This window comes from Bhargavaea cecembensis (assembly GCF_001619585.1).
Classification (GTDB): domain Bacteria; phylum Bacillota; class Bacilli; order Bacillales_A; family Planococcaceae; genus Bhargavaea; species Bhargavaea cecembensis_A.
Window position 1 is genome coordinate 521443 of sequence record NZ_LQNT01000009.1, and the last position, 18477, is coordinate 539919.

An 18477-nucleotide genomic window follows, 5' to 3' on the forward strand; every position below is an offset into this window, starting at 1 on the left:
ATTTCCCTCGTTCCGAAAGAGTTCCGTCACTCGGCAGTCCGCTTGTTCCAGTCCGCAAGGAACGCTTCAAGGCCCTTGTCTGTCAGCGGGTGGTTGAACATCTGCTTGAGCACCTTGAGCGGAGTCGTGGAGATATGCGCTCCGTTCAGCGCAGCATCCGTGATGTGCTGCGGGTGGCGGATTGAAGCCGCGATAATTTCCGTTTCGATGCCGTGCTGGATAAAGATTTCAGAGATCGTTGCGATCAGGTCCATCCCGTTGTGGCCGATATCATCCAGGCGGCCGAGGAACGGCGAGACATAAGTTGCACCCGCGCGAGCGGCAAGAAGCGCCTGGTTGGCGCTGAAGATAAGGGTGACGTTTGTCTTGATGCCCTCTTTGGCGAACGTGGAGCACGCCTTAAGTCCTTCCGGCGTCATCGGGAGCTTGACCGTGATGTTCGGGGCAATCGCCGCGAGTTCGCGTCCTTCCCGGATCATCTCTTCTGCTTCTGTGGCGATGACTTCTGCGCTGACCGATCCCGGAACAAGCTCCGCAATCTCTTTCAGGCGGTCATGGAATGGGACGTTTTCCTTGGCGACGAGCGATGGGTTCGTCGTCACGCCGGACAAAATGCCCCATGCGTGTGCTTCTTTAATCTCGTCAAAGTTGGCTGTATCGATGAAGAATTTCATTACTGGTTCCTCCCCGGAAGTTTCTCTGATGAATGGAAAGAAGGAGATGATGCCTTGCACCTCTCCCGCTTCTTCCCTGTTTTTAAGCTTTCCCGGAACTGCCGAATTCACGCATCTTGCCTTGTACTGTTTCTTTGATGGCATCGCGTGCAGGACCGAGGTACTTGCGAGGGTCATAGACCTCTTTGTCATTGTTCAGGATTTCACGGATCACGTTGGTCGACGCAATCTGGTTTTCGGTGTTCACGTTGATTTTCGCCGTGCCGAGAGAAATGGCGCGCTGGATGTCTTTTGTCGGAATACCCGTGCCGCCGTGCAGGACAAGCGGAAGGTCCGACTGCTTCGAAATCTCTTCCATCTCCTTGAAACCAAGGTTGGGTTCACCTTTGTACGGACCATGGACCGAACCGAGCGCAGGCGCGAGGCAGTCGATGTCCGTCTGCTTCACAAGCTCTTCACATTCTTTCGGATCTGCATAAATCACGCCTTCCGCGATGACATCGTCCTCCTGGCCGCCGACGACACCAAGCTCCGCTTCCACGGATGCACCATGTTTATGGGCATATTCAACGACTTCAGCCGTAATTTTAATATTTTCCTCAAGCGGTTTCGACGACGCATCGATCATCACTGATGTGAAGCCTGCGTCCACCGCTTCTTTGCATTTTTCAAAGGAAGAGCCATGATCCAGATGGATGGCTACCGGAACGGTTGTTCCATAAGATTCCATCAGGCCTTTCACCATCGGCACGACTGCCTTGAAGCCGCCCATGTACTTGCCTGCGCCTTCGGAAACTCCCAGGATTACCGGGGACTGCTCTTCTTCGGCCGCCTGCAGGATCGCCTGTGTGAATTCCAGGTTGTTGATATTGAACTGGCCGACCGCGTAGCCTTCTTTTCTTGCTTTATTCAGCATGTCCGTCATGGAGACAAGTGCCATACTCGATTCCTCCTTCGAAAATGGGAAGTCAACATTACATTTTTACACCCTTCCATCATAACAAAAACAGGCAGTGTCTGCCACTGCCCGCCAGTCATGCCAGGATTCCGCCGATCTCGCTTCGGAGCTCATGGATGTCAAATGGTTTTGTAAAATACTTCTCGGCCCCAAGAGCCTTTGCAGCGTCGATCTGCTCCTGCTCTCCGTATGCAGTCATCATGAATACCGGAATGTCAGGCCTTTGGGACTTGAACTCCCTCAGTACTTCAATGCCGTCCATTCCCGGCATTTTCATATCGAGCAGCACGCAGTCCGGCGGCGTGTCTTTGAACCGTTCAATCGCTTCGTATCCGTTTTTTGCGACGGCCGTTTCGAATCCGTCACGCTTGAACACTTCTTCCAGCAGAAGGCGGATGCCGTTCTGGTCGTCAACGATTAAAATCCGTTTCATAGGACAGTCCCACTTTCATAAGATTCTATATTTTCTTTTATTCTAGACAATTCTAACATTTCCTTTTTGTAACGGGAATACTTTTGCTCTGGCAAAAAAGTTCTCTTCGGACGTTCACCTTTTTGGACGCCGCAGAAGTCTCCTCTTATAATAAAGCCGGAGGGATTCTCAAAATGAAAATGTTGACTACACAAATGTCCGGGCTGCTCCAGCGCATCGCCGGCCGCGAAGAAGAAATGATCGGCATGACGGCCCGTCTTCTCGCCCAGGCGACCGCCGGAGAAGGCCGGGTGTTCATCGCGGCGTTTGGAGAGCTCGATGCCGTTAGCGCAAACGCCACCCTCGGTCAGGAGGCATTCAGGGGAGCCCGGCGTTATCGGGGAGAAGAAATCGACAGCACTGACCGGGTTTGGATTTTGACGCGCAGTGCTTCCGATGAGGAAGCACTGAAGCTTGCACGGGAACTGTCTGAGCAGTTCATTCCGTTTGCGGCGGTGGCGGACGAACCGGAGGACGCCGAGGACAATGAACTCGCCGACCTTGCAACGGCGTATGTATCACTCGGAGTGAAGCGGGGTCTGCTTCCGTCAGATGATGGCGGACGAACCGTCTTTCCCCATGCCCTTGCTGCGCTATTTGTCTACGAAGCCGTCCGGATGGACTATGAGGAATTGCTGGCCGAATACAGCTGAACCGCCCGCCCTGTAATTGTACACAGGGCGTTTTTTTATGTATAAGCTGTTATGTTACCTATCATAAAACAAAAGAGATATTATGAATACCTCTTTTGCCAACATTTGGTGATTCTGATAGAAGTCGGACATCGGAAGTCATTCCGGATATAAATTAAAAGCCAGGCGGCCGCGAATACGCGGAGCCTGGCTTGTCCTTTGTTCAGTTTTCTCCGATAGAGGCACGGACGAATTCGCGGAAGAGCGGCTGCGGGCGGTTCGGCCGGGATATGAATTCAGGGTGGAACTGGCATGCGACGAACCATTTGTGTTCCGGCAGCTCGACGATTTCGACCAGGCGGCCATCCGGGCTGAGGCCGGAGAAGACGAAGCCTGCTTTTTCGAAAGTCTCGCGGAATTCGTTGTTGAATTCAAAGCGGTGGCGGTGGCGCTCGTAGACAAGGTCTTCACCATATGCTTCGCGGGCCTTCGTGCCCGGCTTCAGCTTGCACGGATAAATGCCAAGGCGCAGCGTGCCGCCGAGGTCTTCGAGGTCCTTCTTGTCCGGCATAATATCGATGATCGGGAAGGCTGTCGACGGATCGAGTTCCGAAGAGTGCGCGCCTTCCATCTTCATGACATGCTGGGCGTATTCCACCGAAGCAAGCTGCATGCCAAGGCAGATACCGAAGAACGGGACGTTATTTTCACGTGCATACTCTACGGCCGCAATCTTGCCGTCAATGCCGCGGTCTCCGAAGCCGCCCGGCACTAGCACGCCGTCTACATCGGACAGAAGCTCCTCTGCGTTTTCACGGGAGATGTCCTCCGCATTGATCCACTTCACGTCGATGTCTGCATCGTAAGTAAATCCTGCATGCCGGAGGGCTTCGACGACCGAGATATAGGCATCCTGAAGCTCGACATATTTTCCGACAAGACCGATTTTAACGGTTTTCGATAGCGATTTGACTTGCTGGACAAGAGCTTTCCAATCTTCAAGTTCCGGCTTCTGTGCTTCCAGCCGGAGATGGTCAAGGACAAGGTCATCCATGCCTTGCGCATGAAGCCTGAGCGGGATTTCATAAAGCGTCTCGGCGTCGCGTGATTCAATGACTTCTTCCGGACGGATGTCGCAGAAGAGGGCAATCTTGTCCTTCATGTCCTGAGGAACCGGCTGCTCAGTACGGACGACGATGAGGTTCGGCTGAATGCCGAGGCCGCGCAGTTCCTTTACGCTGTGCTGGGTCGGCTTTGTCTTCATCTCACCTGCCGCGTGGATAAACGGAATGAGTGTGCAGTGGATATACATGACTTCATTGCGGCCGAGGTCGGAGCGCAACTGCCGGATTGCTTCCAGATATGGCAGGGACTCAATGTCACCCACTGTACCTCCGATTTCCGTGATGACGACATCTGCATTCGTTTCCTTGCCGGCGCGGAGTACGCGCTGCTTGATTTCGTTCGTAATGTGCGGAATGACCTGGACGGTTGCACCGTTGTAGTCGCCGCGGCGCTCTTTCTTCAGGACGGTGGAATAAACCTTCCCTGTTGTCACCGCAGAATATTTCGTCAGATTGATGTCGATGAATCTTTCGTAGTGGCCGAGGTCGAGGTCGGTTTCAGCGCCGTCTTCCGTAACGAACACTTCACCATGCTGGTACGGGCTCATCGTCCCCGGGTCCACGTTGATGTACGGATCGAACTTCTGGATGGTTACTTCAAGGCCGCGGTTCTTCAGAAGGCGGCCGAGGGACGCTGCGACAATCCCTTTTCCGAGTGAAGATACGACGCCGCCTGTTACAAAGATATACTTGGTCACTTCAAAATCTCCTCCTGTCATTCCAAAAAACAAAAAAGCCCCCCTGCAAACCGTTCTGCAGGGGAGCGCATACGCACATTTAATCTCCTCAGTCTGAGGAGCCCGAACTAAATCATAAACCGGTGAAGATGATTCGTCAAGGTTAAACTTCTTCTTCCTCTTCTTCATCCTCATCATCGACTTCGTCAGCCAGGTCGATCTCGCCGTCGAGGAGTTCGTCTTCCTCATCGTCTTCGAGTTCTTCGACGTCCTCTTCTTCCTCGTCATCGATTTCGAAGTCTTCATCATCGTCATCTGCGAATTCATCGAAGTCCTCATCAAAGTCGACATCCTCGTCGTCCTCGATGATCTCTTCATCCTCGTCCTCCACGGCTTTCGCCTTGGCCTTCCGTTTGCGCGGCTTGACCGACGGTGCGGTCTCTTCCTCGATTTTGTCTACCGGATACCACTCACGGAGCGCCCAGCGCCCGTCACCGAGCGCGAGGAACCGCCCGTCAATGTTCATATCTGTATAGAAGCGGACGAGGCGTTCCTTGGTCTCTTCCTCGGAAAGACCGATCATCCGCCCGAGTTCTGCCATGAGGGCCGGGAACTCCATCGGCTCCCTGCGCTCCTCCAATAAGGCAAAGGCGAGGTCGATCAGGGCTTCTTCTTTTAGCTGTTCCTGTGTTAGTTCTTGAAGGTTCATATCAGGAGCACGTCCTTTCTGCATGCGTTGGCATAATCACCATTATATACAATCCGGTTCTCGCTATGCCACCGTCAACTTTTGTTTTTAAGGGTCCTCCATCCGCTGAAGAACAGATAAAACAACTGTGCGGACAGAAGGATGAGCGGCACGGAGGCCAGACCACGGTTATACAGGGCGATGGACAGGACGATCAGAATCACCATTATGACTGCGTGATAGGACGTTTTCAACGGGAGGCCCTCCTCTGCACTTCTTCCTACATTATACAACAGAAGAAAAAATAGATGTCCCGCAGAGGCGGGACATCTAAAGTTTTTTTCTTAATCGGGGACGTATCTGCCGCTTACATGTTCCTGCGGTATTGTCCGCCGACTTCATAGAGGGCTGCCGTGATCTGGCCAAGGCTTGCGACCCTGACCGTGTCAATGAGGGCTTCGAAGATATTGCCTCCTGTGACGGCCGCTTTCTTCAGACGGTCCAGAGCTTCCTGCGAACGGTCGCCGTGCCGCTCCTGGAAAGTCTTCAGATTGCGGATCTGGGTCTCCTTTTCTTCCTTGGTGGCACGGGCAAGTTCCATGTTGTCGATGTCTTCCTCGGACGGCGGGTTCGGGTTCAGATAGGTATTGACCCCGACAATCGGCAGTTCACCCGAATGCTTGAGGTGTTCGTAGTACATCGACTCTTCCTGGATTTTCCCGCGCTGATACTGGGTCTCCATTGCCCCAAGTACGCCGCCCCGATCGTTCAGGCGGTCGAATTCGGCGAGAACGGCCTGTTCGACCAGGTCGGTAAGCTCCTCAATGATAAACGAACCCTGCAGCGGGTTTTCGTTTTTCGAGAGGCCGTGCTCTTTCGTGATGATCATCTGGATCGCCATCGCCCGGCGCACCGACTCCTCGGTGGGCGTCGTGATCGCCTCATCATAGGCGTTTGTATGGAGCGAGTTGCAGTTATCCTGCAGCGCCATCAGCGCCTGCAGCGTCGTCCGGATATCGTTGAAGTCGATTTCCTGCGCGTGAAGACTGCGGCCCGATGTCTGGACATGATACTTCAGCTTTTGGCTCCGCTCGTTTGCACCGTACTTCTCGCGCATCGCAATTGCCCAGATTCGGCGGGCGACGCGGCCGATGACCGTGTATTCCGGATCAAGACCGTTCGAGAAGAAGAATGACAGGTTCGGTGCAAAGTCGTCGATGTCCATGCCGCGGCTCAGGTAATACTCAACGTAGGTGAAGCCGTTCGCCAGCGTGAAGGCAAGCTGGGAAATCGGATTCGCCCCCGCCTCCGCAATGTGGTAGCCGGATATGGACACCGAGTAGTAGTTTCGGACATGATGGTCGATAAAGTATTGCTGGATATCTCCCATCATGCGGAGCGCGAACTCGGTTGAGAAGATGCACGTGTTCTGTCCCTGGTCTTCTTTGAGGATATCCGCCTGGACGGTGCCGCGGACGGTCTGGAGCGTCGTTTCGTGCACTTCCGTGAATTCCTCCACGTTCAGGGTGCGGCCCAGCTCCTCTTCCTTCTTTTTGACTTGCTGGTCAATCGCGGTGTTCATGAACATCGCAAGAATGATCGGCGCCGGTCCGTTGATCGTCATCGAGACCGAAGTTGACGGTGCGCACAGGTCAAATCCGTCATACAGCTTCTTCATGTCATCGAGCGTGCACACCGACACGCCAGACTCGCCGACCTTCCCGTAGATGTCCGGACGGTATGCCGGATCTTCGCCGTACAGCGTGACTGAGTCGAATGCCGTGGAGAGGCGCTTCGCATCGTCGTCCTTCGAGAGATAGTGGAACCGGCGATTGGTCCGCTCCGGCGTCCCTTCTCCCGCAAACTGGCGTTTCGGGTCCTCCCCCTGGCGTTTGAACGGGAACACGCCCGCCGTATAAGGGAAAGAGCCTGGCACGTTTTCCGCATACACCCAGCGGAGGATTTCCCCGTAGTCCTTGAACTTCGGAAGTGCGACCTTAGGAATCTTCAGTCCCGCCAGGCTTTCCGTACGAAGGATCGTACGGATCTCCTTGTCCCGGATCTTCGTAACGAACTCTTCGCCGGAGTAGGCTTCCTTCAGGCTTTCCCAATTCTCAAGAATGCGCTTTGACTCCGTTGAAAGCTCATTGTTCACCCCGTCGATCAGTGACCGGATGGATGCCTCAAGCGCCTCATCCTTGCCCTTTTCACGGATCATGGCGAGCGTGCCTTCCAACTGGAACAGCCGGCGGCCCAGCTCGGCCTGCTGCTCCGCGCGTTTGTGGTAGTCCCGGATCGTATCGGTGATTTCCCGCAGGTAATAACGGCGGTCATTCGGGATGATGACGTTCTGCTTCTGTGTCTTGACCGACTGCTTGTAGGATGTTTCCCAGCCGAGGCTGAATTTGTCGTTCAGAACATCAACGATCGCAGCGAACAGCGAGTTCGTTCCTTTGTCATTGAACTGACTCGCAATGGTACCGTAAACCGGCATGTCGTCAAGCTGGCGGTCCCACAGCTGGCGGCTCCGCTGGTACTGCTTCTGTACTTGGCGGAGGGCATCTTCGGACCCTTTGCGCTCGAACTTGTTGATCGCGATCAAGTCTGCAAAGTCGATCATGTCGATCTTCTCGAGCTGCGTCGGTGCGCCGAACTCGCTCGTCATGACATACATCGAGGCATCTGCGATCTCTGCAACCTCGGCGTCACCCTGTCCGATCCCGCTTGTCTCGACGATGATCAGGTCAAAGCCCGCTGCGCGGGCCACATCCAGCACATCCCGGATGGCACCGGACAATTCGGAACGGGAACCGCGAGTTGCGAGGCTGCGCATATAGACCCGGTCACTGAAGATCGCGTTCATGCGGATCCGGTCGCCGAGAAGCGCACCGCCCGTTTTCTGCTTGGTCGGATCAATTGACAGGATGGCGACCTTCCTCTCCGGCAGTTCGTGGAGGAAACGGCGGATCAGCTCGTCGGTGAGCGAGCTTTTCCCGGCGCCGCCCGTGCCCGTGATGCCGAAAACCGGTGTGTTTTTCGACTTCCGCCTGATGACTTCCAGCATCTTTTTCGCTTCTTCTGTCTGGTTCAGATGAGCATCTTCGGCAAGCGTGATCAGGCCGGACAGGAGCGGCACATTGTCCGTGGTCAGCTCTTCCGGATGGCCGAGATCTTTTTTCTCGGACGTCTTGAAATCGCACTGCTTCAACATTTCGTTGATCATGCCCTGAAGGCCGAGCCGGCGCCCGTCTTCCGGCGAGAAGATGCCCGAGATGCCGTAATCATGAAGCTCCTTGATCTCTCTCGGGATGATGACGCCTCCCCCGCCGCCATAAACCCGGATATGCGGCGCGCCCTTTTCCTTCAGCAGATCATGCATGTACTTGAAATATTCCACATGGCCGCCCTGATAGGAAGAAATCGCAATCCCCTGAACGTCTTCCTGGATGGCCGCATTGACGACTTCCTCGACCGAACGGTTATGTCCGAGATGGATCACTTCCGCCCCGCTCGACTGCAGGATGCGGCGCATAATGTTGATCGAGGCATCGTGTCCGTCAAACAGGCTGGATGCCGTCACGAACCGGACATGGTTGACCGGCTTGTATATTTCGACTGGTGCCGTTGTCATTTTGCTTCCCCCTTCCGCTGACGGCCGGCCACTCCATAAAGAAGCTGGTCCGTCTGCATATCGATGAATTCCCCTAATGTGAACTGCTTTCGGAGCGTCCAGCGGCGAAATGCCCACATCTGGCCCTGAACGATGATATGATGCGCGCCGAGCCGTGCTTCCTTGTCGGACAGTGTGATCTCCCCCGAGTCCGAGCATCCGGCGAGCATCCGTTCGAACAGACCCACCATTTCAAGCTCCTTTTCCAGAACATAACTGAGCGCCGTCTTTGGCAGGGATTTCGTCTCCTGGTACATGACCGTGAATTCGTCATCCATCTCATCGATCGTTTCGATATAGAGCCGGAAAGCGTCCTTCAGTCCGGAGACCGTGCCCTGCTTTTCGGCAAGCGCAGACAGGCGGTGATTGACTTCCTCATAGATTCGGTCGCACACCAGATACAGAACGTCTTCCTTAGTCCGAATATATTCATAGAGCGTGCCGATGCTGAAGCCCGCTTCCTTTGCGATTTCCCGCGTGGTCGTGCGGTGGAACCCTTTCTCCCTGAACAGCTTCACCGCTCCGCGGATCATCTGGTCGCGGCGCTTCTCGATCAGTGACTCGTCCTTGACCGACGACTTCACCTCGTGGCGCACCGACGTCTTTTTTTCGGTCATTTCGTCAGCATGCGGGAGATGACGAGGCGCTGGATCTCCTGCGTGCCCTCGTAGATCTGCGTGATTTTCGCGTCACGCATGAAGCGTTCGACCGGATAATCCTTCGTGTAGCCATATCCGCCATACACCTGGACCGCCTCTGTCGTCACCTTCATCGCAGTGTCGCCCGCCATGAGCTTCGCCATGGCGGATTCCTTCCCGTACGGGTGTCCGTTTGATTCGAGCCAGGCTGCCTGGTAAGTGAGCAGACGGGATGCCTCAATCGATGTCGCCATGTCGGCGAGTTTGAAGCCGATTCCCTGGTTCGCCGCGATCGGCTTTCCGAACTGCTCCCGTTCCTTCGCGTAGGAAACCGAGTGGTCAAGTGCGCCCTGTGCGATGCCGACAGCCTGCGCGGCGATCCCGTTGCGGCCGCCGTCCAGCGTCTTCATCGCGATGATGAAGCCCTGGCCTTCTTCACCGAGAAGGTTTTCCGCAGGGACCCTGCAGTTGTCGAAGATGACTTCCGTCGTCGGGGATGATCGGATGCCGAGCTTTTTCTCTTTTTTCCCGACCGAGAAGCCTTCGAAATCCTTCTCGACGATGAATGCGCTCGTGCCCTTGTGCTTCGAAGAAGGGTCGGTGACCGCAAACACGATGTACGTATCGGCGATGCCGCCGTTCGTGATGAACATCTTCGAACCGTTCAGGATGTAATGGTCGCCGTCCTTCTTCGCAGTCGTCTTCATGCCGCCCGCGTCAGATCCGGACCCCGCTTCCGTCAGGCAGTAAGCACCGATTTTCGATCCTTCCGCCATCGGACGGAGATACTTCTGCTTCTGCTCTTCCGTGCCGTATTTGTAGACCGGCCAGCCGGCAAGCGATGTGTGCGCGGAAAGGACGACGCCGGCAGATGCATCCACACGGGACAGCTCCTCGACCGCAATGACGTAAGCGAGGAAGTCGGAGCCGATGCCGCCGTACTCTTCCGGCCACGGAATGCCCGTCAGGCCGAGTTCGGCCATCTTGTGGAAAAGCTCCACGTCGAAGCGCTCTTCCTCATCGCGCTCGGCTGCAGTCGGTGCAACCTCCTTCTCTGCAAAGTCGCGCACCATTTTCCGGATCATTTCATGTTCTTCAGAAAGTTTAAAGTTCATTATGTCTTCCACCTTTCGGTCAATCGGCCGGGCCGTCATTTTGGAGTCCTTTACTTTCAACGCTTCGCTTTTGCGCAGAACACCTCACTTCGTGAGGTGTTTGCTTATGACTATCCTCTGGATTTCGCTTGTGCCCTCGTAGATCTGTGTCACTTTTGCATCACGGAAGTAGCGCTCCACAGGGTAGTCTTCGGTGTAGCCGTAGCCGCCGAACACCTGCACGCCCTCAATTGCGCAGTCCATGGCCGCCTGGGAGGCAAACAGCTTCGCCATTGAAGCTTCTTTGCCCGCAGGCAGGCCGCGGCCGTAAAGGTCGGCTGCCTGGTAGACGAGGAGACGTGCCGCTTCCACGGCTGTCGCCATGTCGGCGAGTTTGAAGCCGATTCCCTGATTCGCCGCAATCGGCTTGCCGAACTGCACCCGTTCCTTTGCATAGCCGACAGCCGCTTCGGTCGCGGCTTCCGCGATGCCGAGTGACTGTGCGGCAATGCCGATCCGGCCGGCATCGAGGTTGGCCAGAGCGATCTTGAACCCTTCTCCATCCTGGCCGAGCACATTCTCCTCCGGCACATTCATGTCCTCGAACGTCAGCTGGACGGTGCGGGAGCCGTGGAGTCCCATCTTCTCCTCATCCTTGCCGATGACGAGGCCAGGGGTGCCCTTCTCGACGATAAACGCCGTGACGCCGCGGCTTCCTGCTCCCGGATTCGAGTTGGCGAAGACGATGTAGACATCCGCCTCTCCGCCGTTCGTGATAAACACTTTTGAGCCGTTCAGGACGTAGTGGCCGTCTTTTTTGGCAGCTCTCGTCTTCATCGCTCCGGCATCGGATCCGGAGGAAGGTTCGGTGAGACAGAATGCGCCGAGATACTCGCCCGAAGCCATTTTCGGGATATACTTCTTTTTCTGCTCTTCCGTACCGAACTTCAGGATCGGGTTGATGCCGACCGATGTGTGGACGCTCAGAATCACGCCCATGACCGCGCTCACTTTCGACAGCTCATGGATGGCAATGATGTAGCTTGTGTAGTCCATTCCGGAGCCGCCGTACTCCTCGGGCACTGTGATACCCATAAGACCGAGCTCACCCATCTTTTCAAGGAGCGGACGCGGAAACTCTCCCGCCTCCATCCTCGGAATAAAGGGCTCCACTTCATTTCTCGCAAAGTCGCGCACCATCCGGCGCATCATTTTTTGTTCTTCGGTGAATGTGAAATCCATGGTGTGCACCTCTTTTAATAAAAGCCGTACGGACGGACCGGCTTATTCATAGACATAGAATCCGCGGCCGGACTTTTTGCCGAGCCAGCCCGCGTTGACATATTTTCGGAGAAGCGGGCACGGACGGTATTTCGGATCGCCGAAACCTTCATGCAGCACTTCCATGATGTACAGACAGGTGTCCAGACCGATAAAGTCCGCGAGCTGGAGTGGTCCCATCGGATGGTTCATGCCGAGTTTCATCACTTCGTCAATTGCTTCCTTTGTTGCGACGCCCTCGTAAAGCGTGAAAATTGCTTCGTTGATCATCGGCATGAGCACCCGGTTCGAGACGAAACCGGGGTAGTCATTGACCTCAACCGGCGTCTTGGACAGCTTTCTGGTCATGTCCTCGACCGCCTGATACGTTTCGTCGGACGTGGCGAGGCCACGGATGATTTCGACGAGTTTCATGACCGGTACCGGGTTCATAAAGTGCATCCCGATCACCTGGCCCGGCCGCTTCGTTACAGCGGCGATTTCCGTGATGGGCAGTGCAGAGGTGTTCGTCGACAAAATCGCATGCTCGTGCGCATGATCATCCAGCTGTCTGAAGATCGACTGCTTGATCTCCATCTTCTCTACCGCTGCCTCGATGATCAGATCGGCATCCTTGGCATCGGACAGATCCGTCGACTTCCGGATGCGGCCGAGCGCTGCGTTTTTTTCTTCTTCAGTCATCCGGCCCTTATCCACTCCGCGGGAAAGGTTTTTCGTGATGACTCCAAGCCCCTTTTCGTATGCTTCTTCGCTGATATCGTTCAGGGTCACGTCGAATCCGGCCTGGGCGCATACCTGTGCGATGCCTCCGCCCATCTGTCCGGCTCCAATGACCATTACGTGTTTGATGTCCATGTTTACTCCCCCTGTCCCTGCTTCGGTACTTCAATCATGACGGCATCCCCCTGGCCGCCGCCCGAACAGATCGCCGCAATGCCGATGCCGCCGCCACGACGTTTGAGTTCATGAGCGAGTGTGAGAATGATCCGTGCACCGCTTGCGCCGATCGGGTGGCCGAGTGCGACCGCACCGCCGTTGACGTTGACTTTCTCCGGATCGAGCCCGGCAATTTTCGCGCTGGCAAGCGAGACGGCGGCGAATGCTTCGTTGATTTCGAACAGGTCAATCTCTTCAAGCGACTTGCCGGTCTTTTCAAGAATTTCGTTAATGACAAGTCCCGGTGTCTGAGGGAAATTCTCCGGTTCGACGGCGACTTCTGCGTGTGCGATGATCTCCGCCAGGACGTCTTTTCCTTCCTGCTTTGCACGGTCCGCTTGCATGAGGACAAGCGCGCAGGCTCCGTCGTTGACACCCGGTGCGTTTCCGGCCGTAATGGTGCCTTCCTTGCCAAATGCCGGCTTCAGCTTCGCCAGCGACTCGGAAGATGTATCGCGGCGCGGCGCCTCGTCTTCCCCGACGGTGATCGTCTTCCCTTTCCGTGCCGGCACCTCGACCGGTACGATTTCTTCGACAAACAGAGCTTTGTCGATTGCCTTCAAGGCACGTTCATGGCTCCGGAGTGCCCATTCGTCCTGGGCTTCTCGCGTGAGTTCCATCTTGTCAGCGGTGCTGTTCCCATATGTGCCCATGTGAACCCGGTCAGGGTGGAACGAACAGGACAGCCCGTCATGGATCATGCCGTCGATCAGCGGTGCGTCCCCCATCTTCAGGCCGAAGCGTCCCTTCGGCATGTAATACGGTGCATTTGACATCGATTCCATGCCGCCTGCCACGATCACCTGCTCCTCACCAAGACGGATCAATTGGTCGCCGAGCGTCACCGCGCGCATTCCGGATGCGCATACTTTATTGATCGTCTCGGTCTTCACCTTCCATGGGATCTCTGCCTTGTTAGCAGCCTGCCGGGACGGGATTTGCCCCTGGCCGCCCTGCAGGACGGTTCCCATGATGACTTCGTCCACGTCCTCAGGTGATGTTCCGGTCCGCTCAAGTGCCGCACGGATTGCCGCCCCTCCGAGATCACTTGCCGTCTGAGACGCGAGCAGTCCGCCAAATTTGCCGAATGGTGTGCGTGCCCCGCCAAGAATCGCCGTTCTTGCCATGATCGATTTCCCCCTTTTGATTGTGAGAGCGTTTTCATATAAGTTTCATTAAATGCCGGGCGGCATCGGTCCACATAAGTGACTGAACGCTCGCTCGGCAAAAGTCCCGAGAAAAAGGGAGTGACCGGCACTCCCTCTTCCATTTGTTTCATTGTATCGAATTTTCAAAGAATCTGCAACGGCTTACTGGAGAATCGGTTCTTCCTCTTCCTCGACAGTCGGCTCCAGGTTGTCCCCGAAGATGGAGCGCTCGAGCAGCTCCGCAACGTCGTACGTGCCGACCTTATCCTCCACTTCGACCGCTTTCGTACCGTCCGAGATCATCGTCAGGCAGAACGGGCAGGCGGATGAAATCACGGAAGGATTGACTTCCAGCGCCTGTTCGGTCCGTGCGACGTTGACCCGATGGCCCTTGTCTTCCTCCATCCACATAAGGCCTCCGCCGGCGCCGCAGCACATGGCATCCTGGCGGTTCCGGACCATTTCCACAAGTTCGACGCCCGGGATGGACTTCAGGATTTCACGCGGTGCGTCGTACACATCGTTGTAACGTCCGAGGTAGCACGAGTCGTGGAAAGTGATTTTCTCATTGACTGCGTATTTCGGCTTCAGCCTGCCTTCCATCAGAAGCTTATAAAGGAACTCGGTATGGTGATATACGATGGCCTGATAACCGAAGTCCGGATACTCGTTTTTGAAAATGTTGTAGGCGTGCGGGTCGATCGTGATGATCTTCTTCACACCGTTTTTCTCAAACTCCTTGATATTCGCTTCGGCCAGCTCCTGGAACAGGAATTCGTTCCCGAGACGGCGGGGCGTGTCACCGGAGTTTTTCTCTTTGTTCCCGAGGATGGCGAATTTGACGCCTGCTTCGTTCAAAAGATGCGCAAACGACAGCGAGATCTTCTGGGAACGGTTGTCGAACGCACCCATCGAGCCAACCCAGAGCAGGTACTCGAAGTCTTCGCCCGATTTCTTGGCTTCCTTGACAGTCGGGATATGGAGGTCCGGACGAGCGTCGCGCCAGTTCTCCTTTTCCTTGCGGTTGAGGCCCCAAGGGTTGCCCTGGCGTTCGATGTTCGTCATTGCCCGCTGGGCGTCCGCGTCCATGCGGCCTTCTGTCATCACGAGGTAGCGGCGGAGGTCAATAATCTTGTCGACGTGTTCGTTCATGACCGGACACTGGTCTTCGCAGTTCCGGCATGTCGTGCACGCCCAGATTTCTTCTTCCGTGATGACATCCCCGATCAGGGACGGGCTGTAGATATCACCGATTACCGCGCCCTCGGCCCCTGCTGCCATCGCGAGCTGGTTGCCGCGCGTATCATTGAACATAAATTGCGGCACCCATGGTTTCTGCTTCGTCGTGACCGCTCCCGTATTGGTCAGGTGGTCGCGCAGTTTTGTGATCAGGTCCATCGGCGACAGCATCTTGCCCGTGCCGGTTGCCGGGCACATATTCGTGCATCGGCCGCACTCCACGCATGCATAGAAGTCAAGCATCTGGAGTTGCGTGAAATCCTGGATCTTCCCGACACCGATCGACGGCATCTCCTCTTCGTCGCTTTCCTCCGAATCGTCTTCCTCAAGTGCGGTGAAATCGATCGGCGCCAGTTTGCCGCGGCGGTCGAAGCGCATCAGGTACGTGTTTGCCGGGCCCGCAATCAGGTGGGCGTGCTTCGACTGAGGCACATACACGAGGAACGCGAGAAGCGTCAGCAGATGGACCCACCATGCGACAAAGAACACTGCGGCAGCGGCAGTCGGAGACATCCAGCTGAATGCTGAAGCGATCGCCGAGGCCATCGGCTCCGTCCAGGTCGTCTGATGGCCTTGCCAGATCATGTTCATACCGTTTGCGACGAGTGTCGAAAGCATGAGTGTTCCGATAAAGATCAGGACGAGGCCGGCTTTCCAGCCGCGGCGCAACCGTACGAGCTTCTCGACATAGCGGCGGTAGAACGCCCAGATGACCGCAACCAGGATCATGAACACGACGATTTCCTGGAAGAACGTGAAGAACGGGTACACCGGCCCAAACGGCAGGTGGGAACCAGGCTTCAGCCCTTTCCAGATCAGGTCGATCGCACCAAATTGGACGAGCAGGAATCCGTAGAAGAACATGACGTGGATGGCCCCGCTCTTCTTGTCCTTCAGTAGTTTTTTCTGTCCGAAGACGTTTGTCCACACGGCACGCAGCCGCTCATCAATCTTTGCATCAAACTCCTCTTTCTTTCCGAGTCTGATGAAGTCAATGCGTGTTTTGACCACGTATGTGAACAACCCGAGCGCGTATGCTGTGACGGCCAGGAACAGAATCCAGTTGGCGATAAGCAATGGGTTCACATTGGTCCCTCCCTTTCCGGTACCGGCCGCCATTGAATCCGCTTTCACTGAACGTGATTACAGGTCGGCTCCGGCATCTCTTATTGACTCCAGTGTAATAATGAATGAGCATTCAGTCAACAATATTTTTGAATTTTGTCCCGAGTGACAAAAGTGAGGCATCCGTGTTCCCGATTGTACGGGAAAGCGGATGCCTCTGCAATGTCATTTTTTATTGGTATTCCGATGGTTTTATGTAATTTTCCCCGGTGTGGGCATGTTCCTGAAGCTTCATCCGCACATTCACCGCGTGCCTGTCCGATCGGGGACCCTGGCTCCGAGGGCAGACATGCGTACCGGCTCCGGACCGGACTGGGCCACTGCGATGAGCAGACTGCCGGTTGTCTTCCGGCTTGTTTCAGCCCATTTCATGGAAGAATTCACCGAAATGTGCCCGGGCATCGGGTTCCTTTCCCGGTACAGTGCGGACGAAAACAGCAGTGGCCGGGCCGGCGGAAGCTACGGGATCCACTTCGGACGGCAGCCGTGCAGGGACCTGTCCGGTAAGCCGCTCCCATTCCGCTCCGATTCCCCCTGACCCCGCCGGCCAGACGGAGTTGATGATTCCCTCATTAAGTGCGGCCTTCACCTTTCCGAGTTCCGCACACTTTTCCGTCTCCCGGATGACGGCTTCACCGACAAGAGGACGGCCATAAAGGAACCATTTTCCATCTGACTCCCCAATATTCCGAGACTTTCTCCCGATCATCGTCACACTCATCGCGGATTGCAGCATGTCCATGTTCGTCTCTGTGCTTCCTGATATCGGCGGAGGCGTCAGTGAACTTTCCGTGAACGCCCGACGGATTCCGGAAGAGTACTTATCCCAACTCGTATTCCCGCTGAAGTTGTGAAGGATGACGGCGGTCGGCTCTGCTCCTGCCGCCCACTGCTCAAGAAGAGTGACCCGTGCAGAAAAGTAGCCTACCAGTTCATCCGGCGCATGAACGGCATCTGCCGCCTTCTTGCCGATGCCGCCCGAGTTATCAGTTGTGACGACCCATCCTCCGCCCAGCTCCAGAGCATTTCTCACCGGGCCACCTCTTTCCGGACCGCAGCTTTTCGCACAATGGGCAGGGTCGCCCCAGCTACAACAGCATTAACAAGAGTCGCTGCCGGAATCGCGATGATCGCCGTCCAAAAGAATGCAGGTGAAATGAGCCAGTAAAAAGGCAGAACGGCAACCACACCGTTACCGACCAGGAAGACCCCCCATTTGAGGAGGTTCCGTCCCTGACGGTGCAGCAAGGCAAAACCGCCGATCACAAAAAACATTTCAACAGCAATCAGCAGATGAAGCGGTCCGAGCGGTGTTCCTCCAGTTATGGCGGAAATCAGATGTCCGATCATCGCTGCCGCTCCGGCTGCTGCAGGCGGAAGGACAGCCGCGGCCAACAGTGCCGGAGCGGAATCCAGCGCCGCAGAACCGATGCCCATCGGAATCTTCACAAGTGCTCCGATCGCGCACATGGCCGATACCATCGCCGTCAGCACAATCAGACGCGTGCTGTTCAATCGGTCTCACCCTTCTTTTCTTTTCTCTTCGTATTCCGGAACACCTTGGCGCTCCTTGCATATTCGACATCCGTCCGTCCCAGCCGGAAATTGGCGATCCGTGCAGCTGCAAACAGATAATCAGAAAGCCGATTAATATACTGCAGCGAAGTCTCCGGAACCGGTTCTTCGTCATTCATCAGCCGGACCACCTGACGCTCTGCCCTTCTCGCCACCGTTCTGGCAATGTGAAGCGTCGCAGCAGGATCCGTTCCGCCCGGAAGGATGAACCGCTCAAGTTCAGGCGCTTCCTCAGTAAGTTCATCAATCCTCTTCTCGAGCCGTTCAATCGAAATCGGGCTGAGCTTGTTTTCCCGTTTTTCGGTGACATTTGCCAGATCGCCCCCGCAGTCAAACAACTCATGCTGGATCTCCTCGAGATCTTCAAGCAAGTCACCGAATAATTGTTCCGGGAGTTCAGACATCGCCTTGCCGATAAATGAATTGAGTTCATCCGTCGTGCCGTAAGCTTCAACACGGAGGTGGTCCTTGGATACTCTCGCACCGATGAGCCCTGTCATCCCTTTGTCTCCCGTTCGTGTGTAAATCCCCATCCTTCTTCCTCCT

18 protein-coding genes are annotated in these 18477 nt (G+C 55.6%); 1 reads left to right on the plus strand and 17 read right to left on the minus strand.

The annotated features are described in order from the left end of the window. Positions 1-26: 26 nt before the first annotated feature. From fsa to AV656_RS06230, 3 genes are all read right to left on the minus strand, one after another. Entirely contained in the window at positions 27-674 is a 648-nt protein-coding gene (gene fsa / locus AV656_RS06220) for a fructose-6-phosphate aldolase (RefSeq protein ID WP_063181270.1), read from the minus strand. Positions 675-756: 82 nt separating this feature from the next. Then, a complete protein-coding gene (locus AV656_RS06225) occupies positions 757-1614 on the minus strand; it encodes a class II fructose-bisphosphate aldolase (RefSeq protein ID WP_063179942.1) in 858 nt (285 codons plus the stop codon). Between the two features lie 94 nt (positions 1615-1708). After that, a complete protein-coding gene (locus AV656_RS06230; protein WP_063179944.1) occupies positions 1709-2065 on the minus strand; it encodes a response regulator in 357 nt (118 codons plus the stop codon). Positions 2066-2238: 173 nt separating this feature from the next. On the opposite strand from AV656_RS06230, the gene AV656_RS06235 reads away from it, so the two are divergent. Next, a complete protein-coding gene (locus AV656_RS06235; RefSeq protein WP_063179946.1) occupies positions 2239-2757 on the plus strand; it encodes a DUF2529 family protein in 519 nt (172 codons plus the stop codon). Positions 2758-2959: 202 nt separating this feature from the next. Here AV656_RS06235 and AV656_RS06240 read toward each other — a convergent pair whose 3' ends face one another. From AV656_RS06240 to AV656_RS06295, 14 genes are all read right to left on the minus strand, one after another. Further along, complete coding sequence (locus tag AV656_RS06240; RefSeq protein ID WP_063181274.1) at positions 2960-4558, minus strand: CTP synthase; 1599 nt, start codon at positions 4556-4558, stop codon at positions 2960-2962. A gap of 142 nt (positions 4559-4700) precedes the next feature. After that, the gene (gene rpoE / locus AV656_RS06245) at positions 4701-5246 is read right to left on the minus strand and encodes a DNA-directed RNA polymerase subunit delta (RefSeq protein ID WP_063179948.1); all 546 of its coding nucleotides are present in this window, start codon (positions 5244-5246) and stop codon (positions 4701-4703) included. A gap of 74 nt (positions 5247-5320) precedes the next feature. Continuing rightward, positions 5321-5479 carry a hypothetical protein gene (locus tag AV656_RS16305; RefSeq protein ID WP_156484803.1) on the minus strand — a complete coding sequence of 53 codons (159 nt, stop codon included), beginning with the start codon at positions 5477-5479 and terminating at the stop codon, positions 5321-5323. Between the two features lie 113 nt (positions 5480-5592). Continuing rightward, a complete protein-coding gene (icmF, locus tag AV656_RS06250) occupies positions 5593-8856 on the minus strand; it encodes a fused isobutyryl-CoA mutase/GTPase IcmF (protein ID WP_063179950.1) in 3264 nt (1087 codons plus the stop codon). Further along, positions 8853-9512, minus strand: a complete 660-nt coding sequence (locus AV656_RS06255; RefSeq protein WP_063179952.1) for a TetR/AcrR family transcriptional regulator — start codon at positions 9510-9512, stop codon at positions 8853-8855. The genes icmF and AV656_RS06255 overlap by 4 nt, the downstream gene beginning before the upstream one ends. Further along, positions 9509-10648: an acyl-CoA dehydrogenase gene (locus AV656_RS06260; RefSeq protein ID WP_063181276.1), complete on the minus strand. Its 1140-nt coding sequence runs from the start codon at positions 10646-10648 to the stop codon at positions 9509-9511. The genes AV656_RS06255 and AV656_RS06260 overlap by 4 nt, the downstream gene beginning before the upstream one ends. Positions 10649-10732: 84 nt before the next feature. Then, the gene (locus AV656_RS06265; RefSeq protein WP_063179954.1) at positions 10733-11869 is read right to left on the minus strand and encodes an acyl-CoA dehydrogenase; all 1137 of its coding nucleotides are present in this window, start codon (positions 11867-11869) and stop codon (positions 10733-10735) included. A gap of 42 nt (positions 11870-11911) precedes the next feature. After that, positions 11912-12763 (minus strand): 3-hydroxybutyryl-CoA dehydrogenase, encoded by an 852-nt coding sequence (locus AV656_RS06270; protein ID WP_063179956.1) that lies wholly within the window; start codon positions 12761-12763, stop codon positions 11912-11914. A gap of 2 nt (positions 12764-12765) precedes the next feature. Beyond that, entirely contained in the window at positions 12766-13971 is a 1206-nt protein-coding gene (locus AV656_RS06275; RefSeq protein ID WP_063179958.1) for an acetyl-CoA C-acetyltransferase, read from the minus strand. A 183-nt stretch (positions 13972-14154) separates the two neighbouring features. After that, on the minus strand, positions 14155-16317 hold the full coding sequence (locus AV656_RS06280) for a (Fe-S)-binding protein (protein WP_063181278.1): 2163 nt from the start codon (positions 16315-16317) through the stop codon (positions 14155-14157). A 282-nt stretch (positions 16318-16599) separates the two neighbouring features. Next, the gene (locus AV656_RS16670; RefSeq protein ID WP_269447380.1) at positions 16600-16728 is read right to left on the minus strand and encodes a hypothetical protein; all 129 of its coding nucleotides are present in this window, start codon (positions 16726-16728) and stop codon (positions 16600-16602) included. After that, on the minus strand, positions 16715-17389 hold the full coding sequence (locus AV656_RS06285) for a hypothetical protein (RefSeq protein ID WP_063179960.1): 675 nt from the start codon (positions 17387-17389) through the stop codon (positions 16715-16717). The genes AV656_RS16670 and AV656_RS06285 overlap by 14 nt, the downstream gene beginning before the upstream one ends. After that, on the minus strand, positions 17386-17871 hold the full coding sequence (locus AV656_RS06290) for an ECF transporter S component (RefSeq protein ID WP_156484804.1): 486 nt from the start codon (positions 17869-17871) through the stop codon (positions 17386-17388). The genes AV656_RS06285 and AV656_RS06290 overlap by 4 nt, the downstream gene beginning before the upstream one ends. Further along, positions 17868-18464: a cob(I)yrinic acid a,c-diamide adenosyltransferase gene (locus tag AV656_RS06295; protein WP_063179962.1), complete on the minus strand. Its 597-nt coding sequence runs from the start codon at positions 18462-18464 to the stop codon at positions 17868-17870. The genes AV656_RS06290 and AV656_RS06295 overlap by 4 nt, the downstream gene beginning before the upstream one ends. Positions 18465-18477: the final 13 nt, after the last annotated feature.

Excerpts from the sequence above, each read along its gene's own strand:
- fsa (WP_063181270.1), bottom strand. The coding sequence starts at position 674 with ATGAAATTCTTCATCGATACAGCCAACTTTGACGAGATTAAAGAAGCA.
- AV656_RS06225 (WP_063179942.1), bottom strand. The coding sequence starts at position 1,614 with ATGGCACTTGTCTCCATGACGGACATGCTGAATAAAGCAAGAAAAGAA.
- AV656_RS06230 (WP_063179944.1), bottom strand. The coding sequence starts at position 2,065 with ATGAAACGGATTTTAATCGTTGACGACCAGAACGGCATCCGCCTTCTG.
- AV656_RS06235 (WP_063179946.1), top strand. The coding sequence starts at position 2,239 with ATGAAAATGTTGACTACACAAATGTCCGGGCTGCTCCAGCGCATCGCC.
- rpoE (WP_063179948.1), bottom strand. The coding sequence starts at position 5,246 with ATGAACCTTCAAGAACTAACACAGGAACAGCTAAAAGAAGAAGCCCTG.
- icmF (WP_063179950.1), bottom strand. The coding sequence starts at position 8,856 with ATGACAACGGCACCAGTCGAAATATACAAGCCGGTCAACCATGTCCGG.
- AV656_RS06255 (WP_063179952.1), bottom strand. The coding sequence starts at position 9,512 with ATGACCGAAAAAAAGACGTCGGTGCGCCACGAGGTGAAGTCGTCGGTC.
- AV656_RS06260 (WP_063181276.1), bottom strand. The coding sequence starts at position 10,648 with ATGAACTTTAAACTTTCTGAAGAACATGAAATGATCCGGAAAATGGTG.
- AV656_RS06265 (WP_063179954.1), bottom strand. The coding sequence starts at position 11,869 with ATGGATTTCACATTCACCGAAGAACAAAAAATGATGCGCCGGATGGTG.
- AV656_RS06270 (WP_063179956.1), bottom strand. The coding sequence starts at position 12,763 with ATGGACATCAAACACGTAATGGTCATTGGAGCCGGACAGATGGGCGGA.
- AV656_RS06275 (WP_063179958.1), bottom strand. The coding sequence starts at position 13,971 with ATGGCAAGAACGGCGATTCTTGGCGGGGCACGCACACCATTCGGCAAA.
- AV656_RS16670 (WP_269447380.1), bottom strand. The coding sequence starts at position 16,728 with ATGAAATGGGCTGAAACAAGCCGGAAGACAACCGGCAGTCTGCTCATC.
- AV656_RS06295 (WP_063179962.1), bottom strand. The coding sequence starts at position 18,464 with ATGGGGATTTACACACGAACGGGAGACAAAGGGATGACAGGGCTCATC.